Here is a 19,361-nt window from a genome sequence, read left to right as displayed (position 1 = left end):
GTTGTATTCTAAGAGATATCCATAGCCCAGGGTTGTGAAATATTTTCTATGAATAATTGCAATAAGTTTATCTTTATGGCGTTGAAAAATTTAACGCGCAATTTCCTAATGATTGGCGTAACTGTATTTGCAGTACGTGCTTCTCATGCGCAATATATAACCCGTTCGGTAGTGTCTTCAGCGGGTGATACCTACAAAAATGCTGATGTTACGTTAAGTTTTGTTGCGGGCGAAGCTATAGGCGGCCTGTTATCCAATACAGAGATCAACCCCCACTTATATTTAACCACCGGCTTTGAGCAGCCCGACCTTGAAGTATCGCAGGTTTTGGCAAACTCGCCCAAATCACTGAGTATTTTTCCTAACCCGGCCAATGGCGGGGTAGTTAAACTTGCCTTTAACCATGTACCCGACGGAGTTTACACGATCAACGTGTTTGATGCCATGGGCAGGATCCTCCAATCGCAAACCGTAGATTATAAAGCTATAAATTATTATTACTTCCCGATTAATATATCCCATTACGCGGGCGGTGTTTATTTTGTACAGGTAGTCAACCCAACCCTTTTCCACGGCGAGGTTAAACTGGTTAAATATTAAAAAAACATAAAACTGAACGAACTATCACAATTATATAGGGATATATGAAAAAACTTTTACTTCTTGTAATACTCTTCATCTTCATCTGTGGCGGAAAGTCATTAGCGCAATCGCAGGCCTTTAAGTACCAGGCGATCGTGCGTGGCTCAAACGGAGCCTTGCTCACCAATAAGCAGATTAATGTCAGGCTGTCCATTCTTACAGGCTCGCCGACAGGCACGGTTGAGTACCAGGAAACACAAACGGTAACTACGGATACCTACGGCCTGTTTGTCATTAGTGTGGGCAACGGCAATGTTACCCAGGGGAGTTATGCCGGCATCAACTGGGCATCGGGCCAAAAATATATTCAAACAGAGGTTGACCTGGGGTCAGGTTATGTGCTGCTGGGTGCATCAGAGTTATTGAGTGTCCCCTATGCTATCTATTCGTTTAACCCGGGCGGATCCAAAGGAGTTACCGGGGCAACAGGCGCTACAGGCCCGCAGGGACCAGCAGGTACCAATGGCGCACAGGGAATTCCGGGAACACCCGGAGCAATAGGCCCTGTAGGCCCGGCCGGTGCGCAGGGCCTACAAGGTGCAACTGGTGTTACGGGAGCTACCGGCGCAACAGGTGTTACGGGGTCACAAGGTATTCAAGGCATACAGGGTGCAACCGGTGTTACAGGAGTAACAGGTTTGCAGGGTATTCAAGGTGTACAGGGTGCAACAGGCGTTACGGGGTCACAAGGGATACAGGGCATTACGGGAAACACCGGTGCACAGGGTATTCAGGGCATAACAGGAAATACAGGAGCTCAAGGTGTTCAGGGTGTTACAGGATTGCAGGGCATACAGGGTGTAACAGGTGTTACAGGTGCTCAAGGCATACAGGGTGCAACCGGTGTTACAGGAGCAACAGGTTTGCAGGGTATTCAAGGCATACAGGGTGCAACAGGCGTTACGGGTGCACAAGGTATCCAGGGAATACAGGGTGTAACCGGTACTGCAGGTGCTGTTGGTGCGACGGGCAATACTGGTTTGCAGGGTATTCAAGGCATACAGGGCGCAACGGGTGTTACGGGAGCACAAGGTATTCAGGGTATTCAGGGTGTAACCGGGGTTACAGGCTCACAGGGTATTCAGGGTGTAACCGGATTGACAGGCGCTCAAGGTATAACTGGTGCGACTGGTTCTACCGGAGCACAGGGCATTCAGGGTACAACTGGGGTTACTGGAGCAGAGGGTATTCAGGGTGTAACCGGGGTTACAGGCTCACAGGGTATTCAGGGTGTAACCGGATTGACAGGCGCTCAAGGTATAACTGGTGCGACTGGTTCTACCGGAGCACAGGGCATTCAGGGTACAACTGGGGTTACTGGAGCAGAGGGTATCCAAGGTGTAACCGGGGTTACAGGCTCACAAGGTATCCAGGGAATACAAGGTGTAACCGGAGTAACGGGCGCTCAAGGCATTCAGGGCATAACAGGAAATACAGGTGCTCAAGGCATTCAGGGTGTAACCGGAGTAACAGGCGCTCAAGGAATTCAAGGCATAACTGGAAATACAGGTTCTACCGGTATTCAGGGTATCCAGGGTGTAACTGGGGTTACAGGTTCACAGGGTATTCAAGGCATTCAGGGTGTAACCGGAGTAACAGGCGCTCAAGGAATTCAGGGCATAACAGGAAATACAGGTGCTCAAGGCATTCAGGGTATCCAGGGTGTAACTGGGGTTACAGGTTTACAGGGTATTCAAGGCGTTACTGGCAATACAGGCGCAACTGGCGCAACAGGGTCTACCGGGGTAACTGGTTCTACCGGCATTCAGGGTATCCAGGGTATTACAGGCGCAACTGGGTCTACCGGGGTAACTGGTTCTACCGGAGCGCAGGGTATCCAGGGTGTAACCGGGGTTACTGGCGCAACAGGGTCTACCGGGGTAACTGGTTCTACCGGCGCACAGGGTATCCAAGGTGTAACCGGGGTTACAGGCGCTACTGGTTTACAAGGTATTCAGGGCATTACCGGCAATACGGGTGATATTGGTGCTACGGGTGTAACGGGTTCTACCGGAGCACAGGGTATCCAAGGTGTAACTGGGGTTACTGGTTCACAAGGTATTCAAGGCATTACTGGTAATACAGGTGTAGTTGGTGCTACGGGAGCAACCGGTGTTACAGGTGCGCAGGGCCTACAGGGTGCAACCGGTGTTACAGGTTCTGTTGGTGCAACCGGCGTTACGGGCACTACCGGAGCAACCGGCGCTATTGGTGCAACTGGTGTTACGGGTTCACAAGGTATTACTGGTGTGACCGGTGCAACTGGCGTGACCGGTGCTACTGGCGTGACCGGCGCAACAGGTACAACCGGTAATGGTTACGGCCCTTTTACTTCTGCTTCCGCAAACAGTACAAGTTATGGCTCAAAAACTTTCACGGTCTCCACATACCCATTTGCATATACAGTCGGTTCACGTATTCGATTCACATCGTCCACAACTCCTAGTGACTATGTGGAAGGTATTGTCACGAACATAATCGGTGCAAGCATTACGCTTACTATAGATACCTATCACGGCCCGGGAAATCCTACCTATACCTCGTGGAATTTAAATATAGCAGGAAATCCGGGCTCAACCGGAAATACGGGTGCGGTAGGTTCACCAGGAAATGCAGGTGCTACCGGAGCAGGTCTAACAGCAAGCACAACCAATACTGCAGGCCAGGTATACATAACAGGTACGGGTGGGGCTATACCAACTGCGCCAACAAGCTTATCAGGCGATGTAAGCAGTGTTTCCAGTACAGGAGCTGTTTCACTTGCTACAACAGGGGTTACAGCTGGTAGTTATGGTATTTTGGGGGGAGCATCACTTTTTACGGTAGACGCCAAAGGCCGTGTCACCTCGGCGACAAATACTACGCTTAGCCTTACCTCCGCGCAATTTGCTGGCCAGGGTGCTGGCACTAACAGTGTATTGCATGGCAGCGGAGGTGGGAACCTGACATTTAGTAAAGTAGCTACGGGCGATATATCAACAACAGGTGCTGCAACCGGTAATGCACTTACTTATAATGGCACCAGCGTTGCGTGGGCTCCTCCCTCACCTATATTGACTATAAATCCTGTTTCTTCATCAAGTTTTTATATACCATCAACAAATGCGAAAAGCTTATATTTAATCAGTCAGGATGGCCCTACATATTATGTAGGATTGCCTGCCGCATCTTCATTCGTGGCAGGGCAGGTTGTCATAATTATGCAAACAGTCACTCCAAATTCAGGCATTACGATAATTACGTCAGCAGCAGCCGACAGAATATATGACCCGGCTTACCAGGTTGTTAATAGTACTTCTGACACAATATTTGGTGTTATTCGCCTGGTAAGTGATGGCGTGAACAAATGGTATGCGTTTTAACATAAATTAATTAGCTATAGCGTAACAATTATAAATAATTAAGCGGCTATTAAGTAATCGCAGGGTCTGTTGAAGAAGATCCTGCGATTACAATTATTGATCACTCACCGAATTCAGATTTGCTGCGCTATCAAATTCCCCCGCGTAAGGGATAAAAGTGGATACCGGCCTTCGCGCCTAAAGCCTGCAGGCATAAAGAACGGATAACCCCGGCCCGCTTCTATCGGCGGGGTAGGCCAAAACGTCAACAAGAATTAAAAGTCCCTCACAATCGCTGTTCGGGACCTTTTTGCTTTTAATTCCTCATCATATATTAAATACTAATGGGGGTACACAAACCTAATAAGTTAAATGGCTGTACTTAATGGTTTTATGCTAAAGTATGTTAAAGTGTGTAATTAGTTTGCCTGTTGCGCGCCTAAAATTTGATATTTACATATCGAAAACTTAAATCAATGCAGTATAGAAAAATTAATACTTTATTAGGCTGGCTGTGTTTCGCCATCGCTTCCATCAGTTATATCCTCACTCTCGAACCTTCTGTAAGCTTTTGGGATTGCGGGGAATTCATTGCCTGCGCTTACCGCCTGCAAGTGGCCCACGAGCCCGGTTATCCGGTTTTCGCCATGCTGGGCAAGGCATTCTCGCTCTTGTCGATGGGTAACAATGCTAAAGTGCCTTATTTTACCAATATGGGTTCGGCATTGGCAAGCGGCAGTACTATTATGCTGCTGTTCTGGTCTATCACCGCGCTATGTAGAAAACTGATTGCTTATAAAGGCGAAGAAGATGCGGATCAGTCAAAAGTATACCTTATTATGGGTGCGGGTTTGGTTGGCGCTCTGGCTTTCGCTTATACCGATACCTTTTGGTTCTCTGCTGTGGAAACTATCGTGTTTGCCTGGTCGTCATTCTGCACTGCGCTGGTATTTTGGGCAATATTAAAATGGGATGCCCATGCCGATGATCCGGGCGCCGATAAATGGATCGTTTTTATTGCTTACGTAATTGGTTTATCCATTGGGATCCACTTATTGAATTTGCTCACAATCCCGGCCTTGGCACTGGTTTATTACCTGCGCCGAACGCAAAGGATCACCCTTAAAAACGCGCTTTTAGCCATTTTGACGGGTATTGTTATCCTGGTATTTGTGCAATATGGTATCAGGAATTATACGGTTATCGGTATAGCTTATTTCGATCTGTTTTTTGTGAATACATTAGGGATGGGCTTCGGCAGCGGCGCGGCAGTATTTATCGTATTGCTGATCGCGTTACTGATCGCGGGCTTATACTATACCACTAAATACAAAAAGCCAATGCTTAATTTAGCGTTTTTGTGCTGCACATTTATTTACCTGGGTTATAGTTCGTTTGCTTATATTCCTATCCGCGCCACCGCCAACACTGATCTGGATAATAACCACCCGGATAATGCCTTTATCCTGAATAGTTATTTAAACCGCGAGCAATATGGTGAAACGCCATTACTGTACGGTCCGTATTTTGATGCGAAGGCTATCGACCAAACCGACGGCGCTACAATTTACCGTAAAGGAAAAACCCAATATGAGGTTGCCGGTAAAAAACAAAAGCTTATTTATGATCATAACACCATACTGCCACGCATGTACATTACCCAGGGAGACCAGGATTACGCGAGCGCTGTACAGTTTTATACGTCGTGGTTAAACCTGCCGCAGGGGCAGTCGCCAACTTTTGGCGATAACCTGAAATTCCTGTTCAGCTGGCAGATCTACCAGATGTACTGGCGCTATTTCTTCTGGAATTTTGTGGGCCGTTACAATGATGCCGAAGGCATGGCCAGCATGACCAGTATTGATGGCAACTGGACGTCGGGGATTTTTGATGGCAGTAAGCATCTGCCAAAATCAGTAATAGGCGGCGACCCATCAAGGCCTTTGGAAGGTGTTACTTATACGCCACTATTCGCCCTGCCGTTAATTATTGGGTTGTTTGGGTTGATATACCATTTTAACCGCCGCAAGGAAGACGCGCTGGTGGTTACACTGCTATGGTTCTTCACCGGAATCGCGATTGTGCTTTATGTGAACCAGCCCAACATACAACCCCGCGAACGCGATTACAGTTATGTGGGCTCCTTTTACGCCTTCGCTATTTGGATAGGGATTGGCGTTGTTGCCATTGCTGATGTATTGCGCAAAAAACTTAGCGCTAAAGTTGCTGCTTTTGCCGCCACGGCAGTTTGCCTGTTGGCTGGCCCGGTTGTATTAGCTAAAGAAGAATGGAAAGACCATGACCGCTCCACCAAAATGGTTCCGCATGATATGGCTTATAATTACCTGAACTCGTGCCCAAAAAATGCCATTTTGTTTTGTTATGGCGATAATGATACCTACTCGCTATGGTATGATCAGGAAGTGGAAGGCATTCGCCCGGATGTGCGCATTGTAAACCTGAGTTTGTTCTCGGGCAGCTGGTATATCAGGCAAATGACACGCAAGATGAATGAATCCGCACCGCTGCCGATCACCATGCCGTATGAAAAATATGAGGATGGCGTGCGCGATGTGATCTATTTTGATGACAGGAAAATTCCCGGCTATACCGAGTTAAGTGACGTGTTTGATTTCATTACATCGGATAACCCGGCTACCATGGCGCAGTACCAAAACGGCGAGTCGGCTAATTATCTGCCTACAAAAAACTTTAAGATCACGATTAATAAGGATGAGGTTATCAAAAGTGGCGTAGTGCCGGATAGCGACAGGGCGAGATTGACGGATACTTTGAAATTTAAGTTCCCGCCTAATTATGTTACCAAGGAGAATTTAGCCATGATCGATATCCTGGCGCATAACCACTGGAAACGCCCTATCTGTTTTACATCAACCGTTGGCGATGAAAATATGATCGGCTTAGAGCCCTATTTGTATAAAGAAGGTTTTGCCTATCATTTAATACCTTTTACGCCGGATACCACCTTAAAAAATCAAAGGGAAAATGTGAACGCCATGGTGATGTACGATAATGTAATGAACAAATTTAAGTGGGGTAATTTTAAAACCGCCAAATACCTGGATCATGAAGCCAAATTTATGTCGTATACCAGTTTGCTCTCCGCTTTCCTTGATCTTACACAGGCATTAACGGCGCAAAAACGCCCCGACCTGGCGTTAAAAGTATTAGCCAAATATGACCAGGAGCTACCCGACCTTAACCCGTATATACAGATTGAGGGTAAAAAGTTGTACCTGGCCCAGGCGGCGTACCGGCTGAATGATGTAGTGATCGGCAATAAGATCTCTAAAGACATTGACGATTACCTGACAGATCAGCTGGATTATAACTATTACCTGCTGCAAAATAACAGCGGACAGATAGATCCGGAAACTATAGAGATCGGCGTTCAGGTTCTAGGTGGTTTGGCCCAGTTTACTAAGGATGGTCACCAAAACGAACTATCTGACAAGTATGCCGCGCAGTATAAAGACTACGCGGGTAAGTTTGCCAGTGTATTGAGCCAGGCACAACGATAGCAATAAACAATTAATTAAATTTGTGTTTCGCATAGCCTCCCGGCAAAATTGCGAAATACAATTGACATGCTTAGTTTAGGTAATGGAATTAACGTTGAATTAATTGAGGCTATTTATAAGTAATCGGCAAACCTAATTGTGAAAATGTTTTCACAACCTCGGCGGCAATTATCGAATTTCCTTTGTCCGATGGATGCAGGCCGTCATAGGTTAATCCAATTGCTTTTTTGGGGTAGGGATAATCGTCGTTGGAAGGATTGAATGGGATTTTGGCGGCTTCGGGATATTGATAATTTACATATTGGCCGGTAGCGGGATCTTTTAAGCGTTTAAAATTAACCAGTTTATTAAAGCTTAGTGCAGGGTTGTGGTACAGGTCAATAACCGGGATGTGTTCGTAATGGTCTATGGAATCTATCGCGTTGGCAAATGATTCCAAATATTGGCCGTTTTTGGCTTTGTATGATCCATATGAATTGTTTTTTGGATCATTGATATAAACAAAATCTGCCCTTTGCATCGGTGTGATCAACACTATTTTTGCCTGCGGATTTAAGGTGCGGATCTTATTAATAATTATGCGGAATGAGGCATATACCGACTTGTTGCCCTTGTTTTTAATATAATCTTTCAAATTGCCAAGAGGCCTGCCTTGCCACCAATCATTAGTTCCTAAAAAAATAGTGTAGATATCCGCTTTCACCAGCCCCAGGCTATCTATTTGCTGGGCGATGTTACCCGATGTCCAACCATTATATCCTTTATTAATGTAATGCAAATTATTAAAATGTTCCACCACCCTGGTTAAATAGCCTTTGCTTACACGATTGCCGGTTTCATTGGTGTGGTCATTTAAGTAAGTGATGGAATCACCGATTGCCACCCAGGTAATTTCCCGGGTTTTAAAAGAGCTTAATAAAAGCACCGCAAATAATAAAAAGGTGAATCTTGAATTGGTAAAACTCATTTGGCATCAGTTTATGGTTTAAATATAAGGATAAGCATCATTTACACGCCATTTTTTGATTCCCGTATATACACAGAAAAGTATCCGTACGCTGCGTGAACGTCGCCGACTTTATTAAGCCACGAAAATTACTATGTGCTATAAGACGAATTTTATGATGGATTTGCAGCGAACGGATGTTTAAGAAATATCAATAATACAGGTATCAGTAGAAAAGGTACTTCTGATAATGCCGACTTCATATCGCCGATCATTAACCAGCGGACGATCAAAAATAAAAACAGGCAGATGTTTAAAATATTAGCAAACAAAAATGTTTGTGGCAGTAATAAGAGTATGCCGGCTAGTATGGTTAAAACAGCAAGTATAGTTAATGTACGCTCACTAAACTTTAATTTATCCTTGAGTTGAACAAAAGGTCCGGTATCGCCGTGTTTAATATTCAAACCTTTTAATCCAACCCGGGTTCCCATAAAGGCAGAGATAAGGATAAGAATGCCGCTGATTATTTTGATGATCATGATTGATATTATTTGATAACAAAACTATAGGCATATGCTACCGATAGTTGCAAATATCAATCCATAGTTTACCAAATTCAAATAGCTATAGTGCTCACGAAGAACAAATCACATCTTTATTTCTTTAATTCCTTTTTAACATCCTTAGCCAAATCGCCGGCAACATTTATAGCCGCTCTCAATCTTTCGGGCGTTACACCAAATGTGCCTGCCCAAAAATCGAGCGCGTAATCATCTTCAATATCAATAGTACGGGTGTCGGCTATCGAAGGTTTAATTTTTCGTTCCATTTGATATTATTTTTCTAAGTATGTTTCAATTGCGGCCGCAGAGTTACCAACTGCTTTTACAGCTGTTTTTAAACGCTCTGTACTTACGCCAAACTTTGTCGACCAGTATTTCACTTCATAATTTTCACTGGTATTGATAAGGTCCCTGTCGGGGGAGCTGATGTTTTCCTTGTTGTCCATAATTTAATTTATAATTAATTATTTTACAACATTGCCTGTCCATTATAGTTTGAATACTAATGGATAATATTTATTCCCATTCTGCCTGTTAGGGTTTAGTGCGGGTGAGTATGGGCACAAGCTGGAGCTCTTTCTCGCGAATAATAACTTATGCCGTCTGTTTATTTCCTCTGATTAAGCTATTAGCCAAGATCAAAGCCAGTAAACTTACTGCCGCCGCGAAAGCTAAGTAATAGCCTACGTAAGGTAATCCATAGCTTTTTGCCAGCATGGTAGCCAGGTATGGCGTGAATGATGCGCCTAATATCCCCGCCAGGGTAAAACATAATGATGCCCCTGTGTAACGCACAGCTGGCGGAAAAATTTCGGCCAATGTAGTGCCAATCGGCCCATAAGTTAAGCCCATTAAAAACATACCTACAACCTGGAACGCGACTGTTATATAAAAATTACCTGTGTTAAAAAACGGCGCAAAAAATAAACCGAACAGCAAAATAGCTGCACTGGCAAACATCAGCATATTAGCCCTCCCAAGGCGATCGGCAATTACCGCGGATAGCGGGATGCCTATACCAAAAAATATCATCGAGATCATCTGCGCTATTAAAAAACTGCTCTTTGAGTAATGTAGTGCCGTGGTCGCCCAACTCAAGGTAAAAACGGTCATCAAATAAAATAGTAAAAACGTGGTAACAGTTGCTAAAGTGCCTAATATAACGGCCTTAGTATGCCTGGCAAAAACATCAGATATCGGGAGTTTAACAAAGGCGTCGCTCTTTTCTACCTTTAAAAATTCCGGAGTTTCGGTTATTTTTAAACGAACGTATAAACCTATCCAAACTAATAACGCGCTGGCAATAAAGGGTATTCTCCAGCCAAAATCAATAAATTGCTGTTCGGTCAGGTTTTTGCTTAATAAAAGAAATGTTCCGCTTGATAATAAAAAACCGATTGGAGCGCCCAATTGGGGGAACATACCGTACCAGGATTTTTTGCCTTCAGGCGCATTTTCGGTAGCCAATAAAACAGCTCCGCCCCATTCGCCCCCTAATCCTAATCCTTGCCCAAAACGGAATAGCGCCAGTAAAAGCGGTGCAGCAATGCCAATTGAATGATACGAAGGTAACAAACCAATAGCTACGGTTGATGGTCCCATAGTCATTAATGCGGCAACAAGTGTAGCTTTACGCCCTTTGCGATCACCGAAGTGGCCGAAAAGCGCCGCGCCGATGGGCCTGGCAATAAATGCTATGGCAAATGTGGCAAATGAAGCCAATATAGCGGCGGCAGGATTACCCGCAGGGAAAAACAATTTTGGAAAAACCAGCACCGCGGCGGTGGCATAAATATAAAAGTCGAAAAACTCAATAGTGGTGCCAATGAGGCTGGCTGTAAGTATGCGCCTTACCGGGTTTCCTGTATTGCTCATGGTTTTGGATAGTTTAAATTAAAGCAAACCCAAACATATCATATTCCCATTAAAATTGCTAATGGATTTGTTAGCGAATTTTTTTAACAACGAGGTGTAATCCATTCAGAATGGTATATATTTATCCTTAATTATCATGGTTAATGCTTTATAATTCCCTCCAGTTCCTGCTGTTCTATATTATCATAACCATAACTTATTGGTATTTACCTAATAAGCACCGGTACTTATTATTACTGATTGGGAGCTGTTACTTTTACATGGTTTTTGTGCCATCCTATATCCTCATTATTGGCTTTACCATCGTTATAGATTATATAGCAGGCATCTGTATAGAAAAAGCAGCCAATAAACCGTTGCGAAAGTTGCTGCTGATCATAAGCCTGGTATCTAATATTGGCGTATTGGTATTCTTCAAATACTTCAATTTTTTTAATGGCGCGCTTGATCACCTGCTGCATCTTTCGGGCCATCATACGCCGTTCCCGTTTGTTACCATGTTGCTGCCGATTGGCTTGTCGTTTCATACTTTCCAGGCCATGAGTTATACAATTGAAGTTTACAGGGGCAACCATAAAGCTGAAAAGCATTTTGGTATTTATAGCCTGTACGTAATGTTTTACCCGCAACTGGTTGCAGGGCCAATTGAGAGGCCGCAAAATATTTTATGGCAATTTCACAAAAATCACGATTTTGATTTTGAGAAGTTAAAAAGCGGTTTAATGCAGATGGCTTTTGGGTTATTTAAAAAAGTAGTGATTGCCGATAGGCTGGCTGGGATTATAGATAAAGCCTACGCCGACCCAAAATCGCAAAATGGGTTTACGTTCTTTATTATCAGCCTATTGTATTCCTTTCAGATCTATTGCGACTTTTCGGGTTATACCGATATTGGTATTGGCGCGGCCAAAACAATGGGTATTAAGCTGGTTGAAAATTTTAATGTGCCTTATTTGTCCCGTTCCATAGGTGAATTTTGGAGCCGCTGGCATATGTCGCTGTCCACCTGGTTCAGGGATTATTTATATATCCCTCTAGGCGGTAACCGGGTAGGTACTGCAAGGAGGTGTTTTAATATAATGGTGGTGTTTTTGATCAGTGGCCTTTGGCATGGCGCCAACTGGACCTTTATGATCTGGGGGTTATTTCACGGGGTGCTTTTAATGATAGAGAACGCTAAAAATTCGATCTTTAAAAAAATGCGGTTGGTTATTCGCTCAAACCCTTTCATCAGGCTTACGCAAACCATAAGTATATTTTTGCTGGTATCCTTTGCCTGGATATTTTTCCGCTCGCCGGATCTGCATACCGCAAGTGTGGTATTTGCTGAGATATTTAGCAAGTCGTTTTTCGGCAAGTTTAATTTTGCCCTGGTTAGTGGTAATATGTTGTGTTTTACGGCGCTGTTAATTGTAGTTTTGCTTGTAAAGGAGCGCTTTATGCTGGTTATTCCTACCGCAAATACCCGTTTGTTTTTTTTATCCATCAGCTTATTGCTGATGACTTGCTACATTTTTGGTGTATTTGATAATAAAGAATTTATCTATTTTCAGTTTTAATTATGGCTAAATTTTTTGGTTTATCGGTATTAATTATCTGCATAGTAATTTATGCAATAAGCCTTAGCGATAATTTAACAAATATATTGAGTGCAGATAGATTTCAGCCGGGTGCGATTTTAGGATCAGACAGGTTTAAATACGGCGACCTGTACGGGATGAGTTATTTGCCTTATTTCAGGAAGACTTATCCAACAGAAAACCCCATTCCGCTGCCCGAAGCTACACATGCTAAAAACATCAACCTGTACACAATTTGCGATAGCTATTTTTGGGGATTTTATAAGAGTAAAGATTTTTTTGTTGGGGTTAACAAGCTAACAATCGCTAAAACCAATATCAAACAATCCATCGTGGCTGATCTGGATCGTTCCAAAAAAAATATATTGTTGCTGGAATTTTCCGAAAGGAACCTTGATATGGTTTTATCAGATACCAATTATGTTAAAAATATGCTTATAGCATCCGGCTCAGATGTTTTGCCCAAAACCAATATATTTAATCTGAAGTCATTTATTAATAATTCTGTATTCAATAGAAAAGTTAGTGATAATATTCAGCTAAACTTGTGGGACTATTCTATATTTTCCCCGATAAAGGAATTTAAAGCCTGGATTAATTATAAGCTGTTTAACATAGTTGATAAGGATGTTGTAGTGGCATCAAACCGTAAACAATTATTTTATGTGATCACTACGGATTCAAGCCAGACTACAAGTTCATTCAAGTTGTTTTCGGATAAACGTATCAACTTTTTAGTCGATAATTTAAATAAGGTAAGCGCGCAAGCTATAAAGATGGGATTTGATAAAGTATATCTTACTATTGTACCTAACCCTGTTTCAATTTTAGAGCCGGGTTACTTAAAATTAAAATATAACCACTTAACAGCGCGTTTTCAAAACTCGCCTCAATTGCATGTTACCTATATAAACCTGATACCTGTACTTACTAAAAACAAAAATAAAGTTTATTACAGATCAGACACCCATTGGAATAATACGGGCGCAGGCATATGGCTCAACTTATTCAACGCTGAATTGGCTAAATATTAGTTGTTTTATTCATTCCATCCATAAAAAAATTTATAACTAATTACTTGCAAATGAGGATGTTTATTATGTAAATTTATACTACCAATTAGGCTTTAACCTAAGTTTCAGGAGAATTGTTATGAAAAAGAAAACTGCCCAGGTTTCTCAGCCCGATAAGGCCGAAACTAGTAACATTGAACTGTTAATCGTCCAAAATTCAAACCCCAAAATTTACCGCAACCATAATGTGTTTGATTGCCACACACATACACATGGCCGGGTAAATAAATTTCCGTTCGGAAGCAGCCACGGGCCTTTGTTTTTTTAAGGCGGGTTTAATAATTGAAGACGTTAAATGCCGGCGATAAACCGGCCCTGGATTTTTATGCGAGGATAGGAGTAGCATTTATAATGCTGGTTGAACTGCCCGGGTAAATATAGCGGATTCGCCCTTGCTGCTTGGCACCGGAGCCGGGTCTTCAATGTGTTTATAGCTATAAAACTACCATTCAAATGGTCTTATAATCGCTTACCCGTTAGCCACCAATTTATTTACACTCCTGTAAACAAAAGTGTTAAATATGTGCCTGCGCGCAAAGCGTCCCGGCGAATCGGCGTTGATTAGTTTGCGGTAGGTTTCTTTTGGTACATCGAAGTATTCGTACACATTCTCATCGCTGAAATAGATCTTCAGTACTTGTGATTTATATTCAAAATCAACAATACCAGCATTAGCGGTGGTGTTGTTATATTCTTCTGAAGATGATTCAACGGTCTCAGGGGCTATGCTCACCAAAAAGTGGTAAGCCTCAATAATGGTTTTGCTTTTTTCTTCGGCTTCCAGCTTAGCTTCAGGGCTTTCCTGGAATTTATCGGGGTGCCAGGTTTTCATCATTCCGCGGTAAACGGTTTTCAGTTCCTGTAATTCCGCTTCCTTGGTTACACCTAAAAGTTTCCTGTAGTCAACAATTTTTTTCATAATATCTATTCGCTTGTATTAAATTTTATTGATGAACAGATACCAATTATTGATCCAGGCCTTTCCAAAAATAATTTTGCAAAGGTACGCTTTTGAAAGTCAATAATTTAGAAAAATTTAAAAAGGTAATAGGGGATTAATATTAATTACTCATCTCCCAAATCTTCACAGCCTCCAAAGCTTCCTTCACATCATGCACACGCAAAATATTGGCACCTTTGGTTAGGGCAATGGTATTCAATGCGGTTGTTCCGTTTAAAGCATCTTCGGCGGTAGTGCCCAATTCATTATAGATCATCCGCTTGCGCGATATCCCCACCAGTAGTGGCAATTGCAGCACATTAAAATCCTGTAATCGTTTAATCAACTCATAGCTGTGCATTGCTTTCTTGGCAAAACCATAACCGGGATCAAGAATTACATCTTTTACGCCCAATTTGAGTAGCTGATGATATTTGGTATTGAAATAATCAAACACTTCGGCAAATACATCTTCATATTCCGCCTGCTGCACCATGTTTTGCGGCGTGCCTTTCATGTGCATTAAAATATAGGGCACCTGTAATTTAGCAACGGTCGCAAACATATCCGGGTCCAGTTCACCGCCGGAAATATCATTGACAATATGCGCCCCTGCTTTAATCGCCGCTTCCGCAACCCGTGCCCTAAAAGTATCTATCGATAAAACAGCATCCGGAAAAATTGCTGTAATTGCTTCAATTGCAGGTATCAGGCGGTCAGTTTCTTCCTGTGCCGATATATCCTTTGCGCCGGGGCGAGATGAGTAGGCGCCGAGGTCTAAGAATGCGGCTCCTTCGCTTAACATCTTGCCTGCCTGCGCTAAAACTGCTTCAACATCCTGCTTTCGGCTACCGGCGTAAAAAGAATCGGGCGTAAGGTTGATAATGCCCATAACCTTTGGGCTGCTCAAATCTATCAATTTGCCCCCTGCATTTAGGGTTACCTTTTTATGAAAAAACGTATCTTTAGCCACAGATTTTTTATTGTAAAGGTAATTATATCTTTATAAATTGATATCGGTAACAAAACATACATTACAATACTTTGAGCAATACATCAATAGAATACGACGCGGTAATTAACATTTGTAAAGGGCTTTTCATCAAAAAAACCCATGATTATGGCACGGCCTGGCGCATCCTTCGCCCGGAATCCATAACCGACCAGATATTTATCAAGGCGCAGCGTATCCGTACCCTCGAAGAAAAAAAGGTATCCAAAGTTGATGAAGATATCACCAGCGAATACATCGGCATTGTAAATTATTGCGTGATTGCCATGATGCAGCTGGAATCAACTACAGAAACACCACTTGAGCTGCCTGCAAATCAGGCCGGGAACATGTTTGATGCCAATGTTAAAGAAACTAAAGACCTGATGCTCGCCAAAAACCACGATTATGGCGAGGCCTGGCGCGATATGCGCATCAGCTCCCTAACCGATTTGATCCTGATGAAGCTTTTACGTGTAAAACAGATCGAGGATAACAAAGGCCAAACGCTTGCATCCGAAGGCATTAAGGCTAACTACCAGGATATGCTAAACTATGCGGTTTTTGCGTTAATAAAGCTTACCCCCGTTTCGTAACATCATGGCAAAAACTAAGGCAGGTAATAGTTCGTCAATTATATGGGTATCGCGCATATTAGTGGGCCTGCTGTTTATTTTTTCAGGGCTGATAAAAGCTAACGACCCACTTGGTTTTTCGTATAAGCTTGAAGAATATTTTGAAGTTTTCCATGTCACTTTTTTAAATAACCTTGCCCTGAGCATGGCGATTATTTTATGCGCATTTGAGATGATCTTAGGTTTCGCACTGCTCATCGGTGTACGCGCTAAACAGGTAGCCTGGGGATTGCTTTTGCTGATTATTTTCTTTGCGTTTTTAACCTTTTACTCTGCCGTATTTAAGGTGGTAACTACTTGTGGTTGCTTTGGCGATGCGATAGTGCTCACACCATGGCAGTCGTTTAGCAAGGACCTGATTTTATTGTTGCTGATCATCATCCTATTCCGCAACCGCGACAGCATAAATCCCCTGTTCAAACCCAAAACAGGCGATTATTTATTGGTGATAGCAACAGTTATATTCTTAGGTGTTGGGTTTTATACCTACAACTATTTGCCTGTATTTGATTTCCTGCCATATAAAGTAGGCGCTAATATAGCGGATGAAATGAAGATCCCGTCGGGTGCGCCTGTGGATGAGTACGAGGAAATCTACCAGCTAAAGAATAAAGCTACCGGAGCCACCAAATCCATGAATGATAAGGAGTACATAAAAAGCAATATTTGGAAAGATGCCAACTGGCAGGTTATCGGCAACCCGGAGTCGCGTTTGGTGAAGAAGGGTTTTACGCCAAAGATCCAGGATCTTTCAATCCAGGATGCACAGCGGAATGATTATACCAAAGAATTGTTATCGAACCCATTCTATAGTTTAGTTATTGTAACCGATGATCTCCATAAATCAAATTTGACTGCACTAAGCAGCCTGAATGCGCTTTGCATCAACCTGATCCAAAACTATAACATGCGCACCATCATACTTACCTCAAATTCCGCTGCGGATGCCGAAGCTTTTGCCAAAGCGCACAAATTGGTAAGCGAAATTTATTATGTAGATGGCGTTCCGCTAAAATCAATGGTGCGTGCTAACCCGGGCGTAATGTTGTTGAAAAACGGCACTATCATCAACAAATGGCATTACCACACAGTGCCTACCTATGATGAAATGGTAAAACAATATTTCCAAAACCAATAAATAATGACCGCCTATCTGCTGCGCAAACTGGGCTATGGAATAGCAGTAATGCTGGGTATTGTGGTGGTGGTATTTTTCCTGTTCAACGTGTTGCCGGTTGATCCTGCCCGGATGACACAGGGCCAGCGCGCCGATGTGCAATCTTTAGCCAATGTTCGTAAGGAATTTGGGTTAGATAAGCCCGTCCCGGTACAATTCGCTTATTATTTGAATGATCTTTCGCCAATTGGTATCCATGCCAATAATATCGGGGAACAACATCGTTATCACTACGTAAAGCTATTTCCGGTTTCAGCCACGAATATTATCGCCCTAAAATGGCCTTACCTGCGGCGCTCGTATCAAACCCGTAAGGACGTTACGTCGCTTTTGATAGAGGTTGTGCCTAACACGCTGGTATTGGCTACAACGGCTATGCTGTTTGCTATTATCATCGGTGGCTTTTTGGGCATCATGAGCGCAGTACATCAAAATACTTGGGTCGACAGGTTTGCAGTCGGGTTTTCGATCGTGGGGATTTCCGCACCATCATTCTTCGCGGGTATAATCATCGCCTGGATCTTTGGGTTTGTATTGAGTAAATATACCGGGCTCAACATGTCGGGTAGTCTGTTTAGCTATGACCCTTTTCGCGGCGAGGTGATCACGCTTAAGAACCTGATCCTGCCGATGATCACGCTGGGCTTGCGCCCGCTGGCGATCATCGTACAACTAACCCGCAGCGCCATGCTGGATGTTTTGAGCCAGGATTATATCCGTACCGCCAAAGCAAAAGGATTGAGCAATAATGCCATTATCTATCGGCATGCACTGAAAAACGCGCTTAACCCGGTGGTTACCGCTGTGGCCAACTGGTTTGCAGGTTTAATGGCAGGTTCCTTTTTTGTGGAATACGTGTTTGGCTACAACGGTTTAGGCAAAACTACGGTGGATGCGCTGGAAATGTCGGATTTTCCGGTAGTGATGGGATCCATACTTTTTATTGCATTTATTTTCGTAGTGATCAATATTTTGGTAGATGTTGCTTATGTTTGGATCGACCCGAGGGTGAAGTTAGGTTAATCCGTCATTGCGAGGTACGAAGCAATCTCTATACTGTAGAGAGAAAACTAGTTTGTCCGATCTGCTTAAGTAGAGGTTGCTTCGTACCTCTCAATGATAATTATATAGTAAAAAATGAGTAAGGAAACAGATAAACCTAATTTAATATTCTTTATTGGCTTTATGGGTTGCGGTAAAACCACCTGGAGCCGCAAGCTGGCTAATCATTTGGGTTATACTTTTGTTGACCTTGACCATCTGCTGGAAGAGCAATTGGGCATGACCATAGCGGAATATTTCTCCAGTTTCGGTGAGGATGCGTTTCGCAAACTGGAATCTGAGATCCTGAAGCAAACCGAATTCGCCCATAATACCATCATTTCAACCGGTGGCGGATTGCCCTGCTTTTTTGACCATATGGAATGGATGAATGCCAACGGCAAAACTGTGTATATTAAATTATCGCCCAAAACATTGGTTGACCGGTTGGAAAAAGGGAAAGCCAAACGCCCTTTGCTGGCCGATAAACATGGTGATGAACTGCTTCAGTTCATCACCGAAAAATTAGCAGAACGGGAAAGTTTTTATCTACAGGCAAGCCATATTGCGGATGGAATAAACCTCAGTGTTGAAGGTTTGCAAGCTTTAATAGCTACTAAACACCAAGACCTATAATTGTTAAATATTAACCTTAATGTAATTTACTGAAACTATCTGCAAAAAGCATTGTTGAGGTTTTATGGACCACAATGTATATTTGCTAGCTACCGATCCTAAAAACTCGTGCCGAGACGTAATACATTCGCGTGACACCGCATTAAAGATCAGGGTATTTTGCCTGAGCGAAGAAAAGTTTAGTGCGAACGACAATGAGATCCAGTTGTATGGTTATGCCCACAACAAACTATATGCTTTTGAAACCATTAACATTGTAGCCGAAGACGCCCTCGACGTTGTAGGCGCTATCCAATGGTATGCTGATTATATTGGCGTGCCTGATATGGAGATCCTGCCCGATGATCCAAGGCCGGGACATGATATCGCGATGTAA

The 19,361-nt window shown here is 43.1% G+C and carries 18 protein-coding genes; 11 read left to right on the top strand and 7 right to left on the bottom strand.

Translation table 11 applies throughout. From position 1 onward, the window contains the following. Nucleotides 1-108 precede the first annotated feature (108 nt). The 3 genes from ACYZ0U_RS00670 (at nt 109) to ACYZ0U_RS00660 (ending at nt 7,525) form a co-directional block, all read left to right on the top strand. Nucleotides 109-600, top strand: a complete 492-nt coding sequence (locus ACYZ0U_RS00670) for a T9SS type A sorting domain-containing protein (RefSeq protein WP_461448761.1) — start codon at nt 109-111, stop codon at nt 598-600. A 44-nt stretch (nt 601-644) separates the two neighbouring features. Further along, the gene (locus tag ACYZ0U_RS00665; protein WP_461448759.1) at nt 645-4,004 is read left to right on the top strand and encodes a beta strand repeat-containing protein; all 3,360 of its coding nucleotides are present in this window, start codon (nt 645-647) and stop codon (nt 4,002-4,004) included. A 455-nt stretch (nt 4,005-4,459) separates the two neighbouring features. Beyond that, a complete protein-coding gene (locus tag ACYZ0U_RS00660; RefSeq protein WP_461448757.1) occupies nt 4,460-7,525 on the top strand; it encodes a glycosyltransferase family 117 protein in 3,066 nt (1,021 codons plus the stop codon). Between the two features lie 109 nt (nt 7,526-7,634). Here the strand turns inward: ACYZ0U_RS00660 and ACYZ0U_RS00655 are convergent, their stop codons facing one another. The 5 genes from ACYZ0U_RS00655 to ACYZ0U_RS00635 form a co-directional block, all read right to left on the bottom strand. After that, nucleotides 7,635-8,492, bottom strand: a complete 858-nt coding sequence (locus ACYZ0U_RS00655; protein WP_461448755.1) for an SGNH/GDSL hydrolase family protein — start codon at nt 8,490-8,492, stop codon at nt 7,635-7,637. A gap of 152 nt (nt 8,493-8,644) precedes the next feature. After that, nucleotides 8,645-9,013: a hypothetical protein gene (locus ACYZ0U_RS00650; RefSeq protein WP_461448753.1), complete on the bottom strand. Its 369-nt coding sequence runs from the start codon at nt 9,011-9,013 to the stop codon at nt 8,645-8,647. 116 nt (nt 9,014-9,129) lie between these two features. Further along, nucleotides 9,130-9,303 carry a DUF3606 domain-containing protein gene (locus ACYZ0U_RS00645; protein WP_461448751.1) on the bottom strand — a complete coding sequence of 58 codons (174 nt, stop codon included), beginning with the start codon at nt 9,301-9,303 and terminating at the stop codon, nt 9,130-9,132. Nucleotides 9,304-9,309: 6 nt separating this feature from the next. Further along, the gene (locus ACYZ0U_RS00640) at nt 9,310-9,483 is read right to left on the bottom strand and encodes a DUF3606 domain-containing protein (protein ID WP_461448749.1); all 174 of its coding nucleotides are present in this window, start codon (nt 9,481-9,483) and stop codon (nt 9,310-9,312) included. Between the two features lie 148 nt (nt 9,484-9,631). Then, nucleotides 9,632-10,912 carry an MFS transporter gene (locus tag ACYZ0U_RS00635; protein WP_461448747.1) on the bottom strand — a complete coding sequence of 427 codons (1,281 nt, stop codon included), beginning with the start codon at nt 10,910-10,912 and terminating at the stop codon, nt 9,632-9,634. Nucleotides 10,913-11,055: 143 nt separating this feature from the next. Here ACYZ0U_RS00635 and ACYZ0U_RS00630 point away from each other — a divergent pair, with 143 nt between their 5' ends. From ACYZ0U_RS00630 to ACYZ0U_RS00620, 3 genes are all read left to right on the top strand, one after another. Further along, a complete protein-coding gene (locus ACYZ0U_RS00630) occupies nt 11,056-12,471 on the top strand; it encodes an MBOAT family O-acyltransferase (protein ID WP_461448745.1) in 1,416 nt (471 codons plus the stop codon). Nucleotides 12,472-12,557: 86 nt separating this feature from the next. After that, nucleotides 12,558-13,526: a hypothetical protein gene (locus ACYZ0U_RS00625; RefSeq protein WP_461448743.1), complete on the top strand. Its 969-nt coding sequence runs from the start codon at nt 12,558-12,560 to the stop codon at nt 13,524-13,526. A 118-nt stretch (nt 13,527-13,644) separates the two neighbouring features. Continuing rightward, on the top strand, nt 13,645-13,833 hold the full coding sequence (locus tag ACYZ0U_RS00620) for a hypothetical protein (protein ID WP_461448741.1): 189 nt from the start codon (nt 13,645-13,647) through the stop codon (nt 13,831-13,833). 201 nt (nt 13,834-14,034) lie between these two features. Here the strand turns inward: ACYZ0U_RS00620 and ACYZ0U_RS00615 are convergent, their stop codons facing one another. Together ACYZ0U_RS00615 and folP are read right to left on the bottom strand one after the other, a co-directional pair. Continuing rightward, nucleotides 14,035-14,484: a KTSC domain-containing protein gene (locus ACYZ0U_RS00615; protein WP_461448739.1), complete on the bottom strand. Its 450-nt coding sequence runs from the start codon at nt 14,482-14,484 to the stop codon at nt 14,035-14,037. Between the two features lie 142 nt (nt 14,485-14,626). Continuing rightward, on the bottom strand, nt 14,627-15,478 hold the full coding sequence (gene folP / locus ACYZ0U_RS00610; protein WP_461448737.1) for a dihydropteroate synthase: 852 nt from the start codon (nt 15,476-15,478) through the stop codon (nt 14,627-14,629). A 71-nt stretch (nt 15,479-15,549) separates the two neighbouring features. On the opposite strand from folP, the gene ACYZ0U_RS00605 reads away from it, so the two are divergent. From ACYZ0U_RS00605 to ACYZ0U_RS00585, 5 genes are all read left to right on the top strand, one after another. Beyond that, a complete protein-coding gene (locus ACYZ0U_RS00605; RefSeq protein WP_461448735.1) occupies nt 15,550-16,092 on the top strand; it encodes a DUF1599 domain-containing protein in 543 nt (180 codons plus the stop codon). Between the two features lie 4 nt (nt 16,093-16,096). Next, a complete protein-coding gene (locus ACYZ0U_RS00600; protein ID WP_461448733.1) occupies nt 16,097-17,269 on the top strand; it encodes a BT_3928 family protein in 1,173 nt (390 codons plus the stop codon). A gap of 3 nt (nt 17,270-17,272) precedes the next feature. Next, nucleotides 17,273-18,331, top strand: a complete 1,059-nt coding sequence (locus ACYZ0U_RS00595; protein ID WP_461448731.1) for an ABC transporter permease — start codon at nt 17,273-17,275, stop codon at nt 18,329-18,331. 114 nt (nt 18,332-18,445) lie between these two features. Next, nucleotides 18,446-18,985 (top strand): shikimate kinase, encoded by a 540-nt coding sequence (locus ACYZ0U_RS00590; RefSeq protein WP_461448729.1) that lies wholly within the window; start codon nt 18,446-18,448, stop codon nt 18,983-18,985. Between the two features lie 64 nt (nt 18,986-19,049). Then, on the top strand, nt 19,050-19,361 hold the full coding sequence (locus ACYZ0U_RS00585) for a hypothetical protein (RefSeq protein WP_461448727.1): 312 nt from the start codon (nt 19,050-19,052) through the stop codon (nt 19,359-19,361).

It is taken from the genome of Mucilaginibacter sp. (genome assembly GCF_965225845.1).
In the GTDB taxonomy this organism is placed as follows: Bacteria; Bacteroidota; Bacteroidia; order Sphingobacteriales; family Sphingobacteriaceae; genus Mucilaginibacter.
This window is presented reverse-complemented; position numbering and strand designations above follow the sequence as displayed.

What these genes read in the sequence shown, in the direction of transcription:
- ACYZ0U_RS00670 (WP_461448761.1), top strand. Translation starts at nt 109, where the DNA reads ATGATTGGCGTAACTGTATTTGCAGTACGTGCTTCTCATGCGCAATAT.
- ACYZ0U_RS00620 (WP_461448741.1), top strand. Translation starts at nt 13,645, where the DNA reads ATGAAAAAGAAAACTGCCCAGGTTTCTCAGCCCGATAAGGCCGAAACT.
- ACYZ0U_RS00585 (WP_461448727.1), top strand. Translation starts at nt 19,050, where the DNA reads ATGGACCACAATGTATATTTGCTAGCTACCGATCCTAAAAACTCGTGC.
- ACYZ0U_RS00635 (WP_461448747.1), bottom strand. Translation starts at nt 10,912, where the DNA reads ATGAGCAATACAGGAAACCCGGTAAGGCGCATACTTACAGCCAGCCTC.
- ACYZ0U_RS00665 (WP_461448759.1), top strand. Translation starts at nt 645, where the DNA reads ATGAAAAAACTTTTACTTCTTGTAATACTCTTCATCTTCATCTGTGGC.
- ACYZ0U_RS00650 (WP_461448753.1), bottom strand. Translation starts at nt 9,013, where the DNA reads ATGATCATCAAAATAATCAGCGGCATTCTTATCCTTATCTCTGCCTTT.
- ACYZ0U_RS00590 (WP_461448729.1), top strand. Translation starts at nt 18,446, where the DNA reads ATGAGTAAGGAAACAGATAAACCTAATTTAATATTCTTTATTGGCTTT.
- ACYZ0U_RS00660 (WP_461448757.1), top strand. Translation starts at nt 4,460, where the DNA reads ATGCAGTATAGAAAAATTAATACTTTATTAGGCTGGCTGTGTTTCGCC.
- ACYZ0U_RS00595 (WP_461448731.1), top strand. Translation starts at nt 17,273, where the DNA reads ATGACCGCCTATCTGCTGCGCAAACTGGGCTATGGAATAGCAGTAATG.
- ACYZ0U_RS00645 (WP_461448751.1), bottom strand. Translation starts at nt 9,303, where the DNA reads ATGGAACGAAAAATTAAACCTTCGATAGCCGACACCCGTACTATTGAT.
- ACYZ0U_RS00600 (WP_461448733.1), top strand. Translation starts at nt 16,097, where the DNA reads ATGGCAAAAACTAAGGCAGGTAATAGTTCGTCAATTATATGGGTATCG.
- ACYZ0U_RS00630 (WP_461448745.1), top strand. Translation starts at nt 11,056, where the DNA reads ATGCTTTATAATTCCCTCCAGTTCCTGCTGTTCTATATTATCATAACC.
- ACYZ0U_RS00640 (WP_461448749.1), bottom strand. Translation starts at nt 9,483, where the DNA reads ATGGACAACAAGGAAAACATCAGCTCCCCCGACAGGGACCTTATCAAT.
- ACYZ0U_RS00615 (WP_461448739.1), bottom strand. Translation starts at nt 14,484, where the DNA reads ATGAAAAAAATTGTTGACTACAGGAAACTTTTAGGTGTAACCAAGGAA.
- ACYZ0U_RS00655 (WP_461448755.1), bottom strand. Translation starts at nt 8,492, where the DNA reads ATGAGTTTTACCAATTCAAGATTCACCTTTTTATTATTTGCGGTGCTT.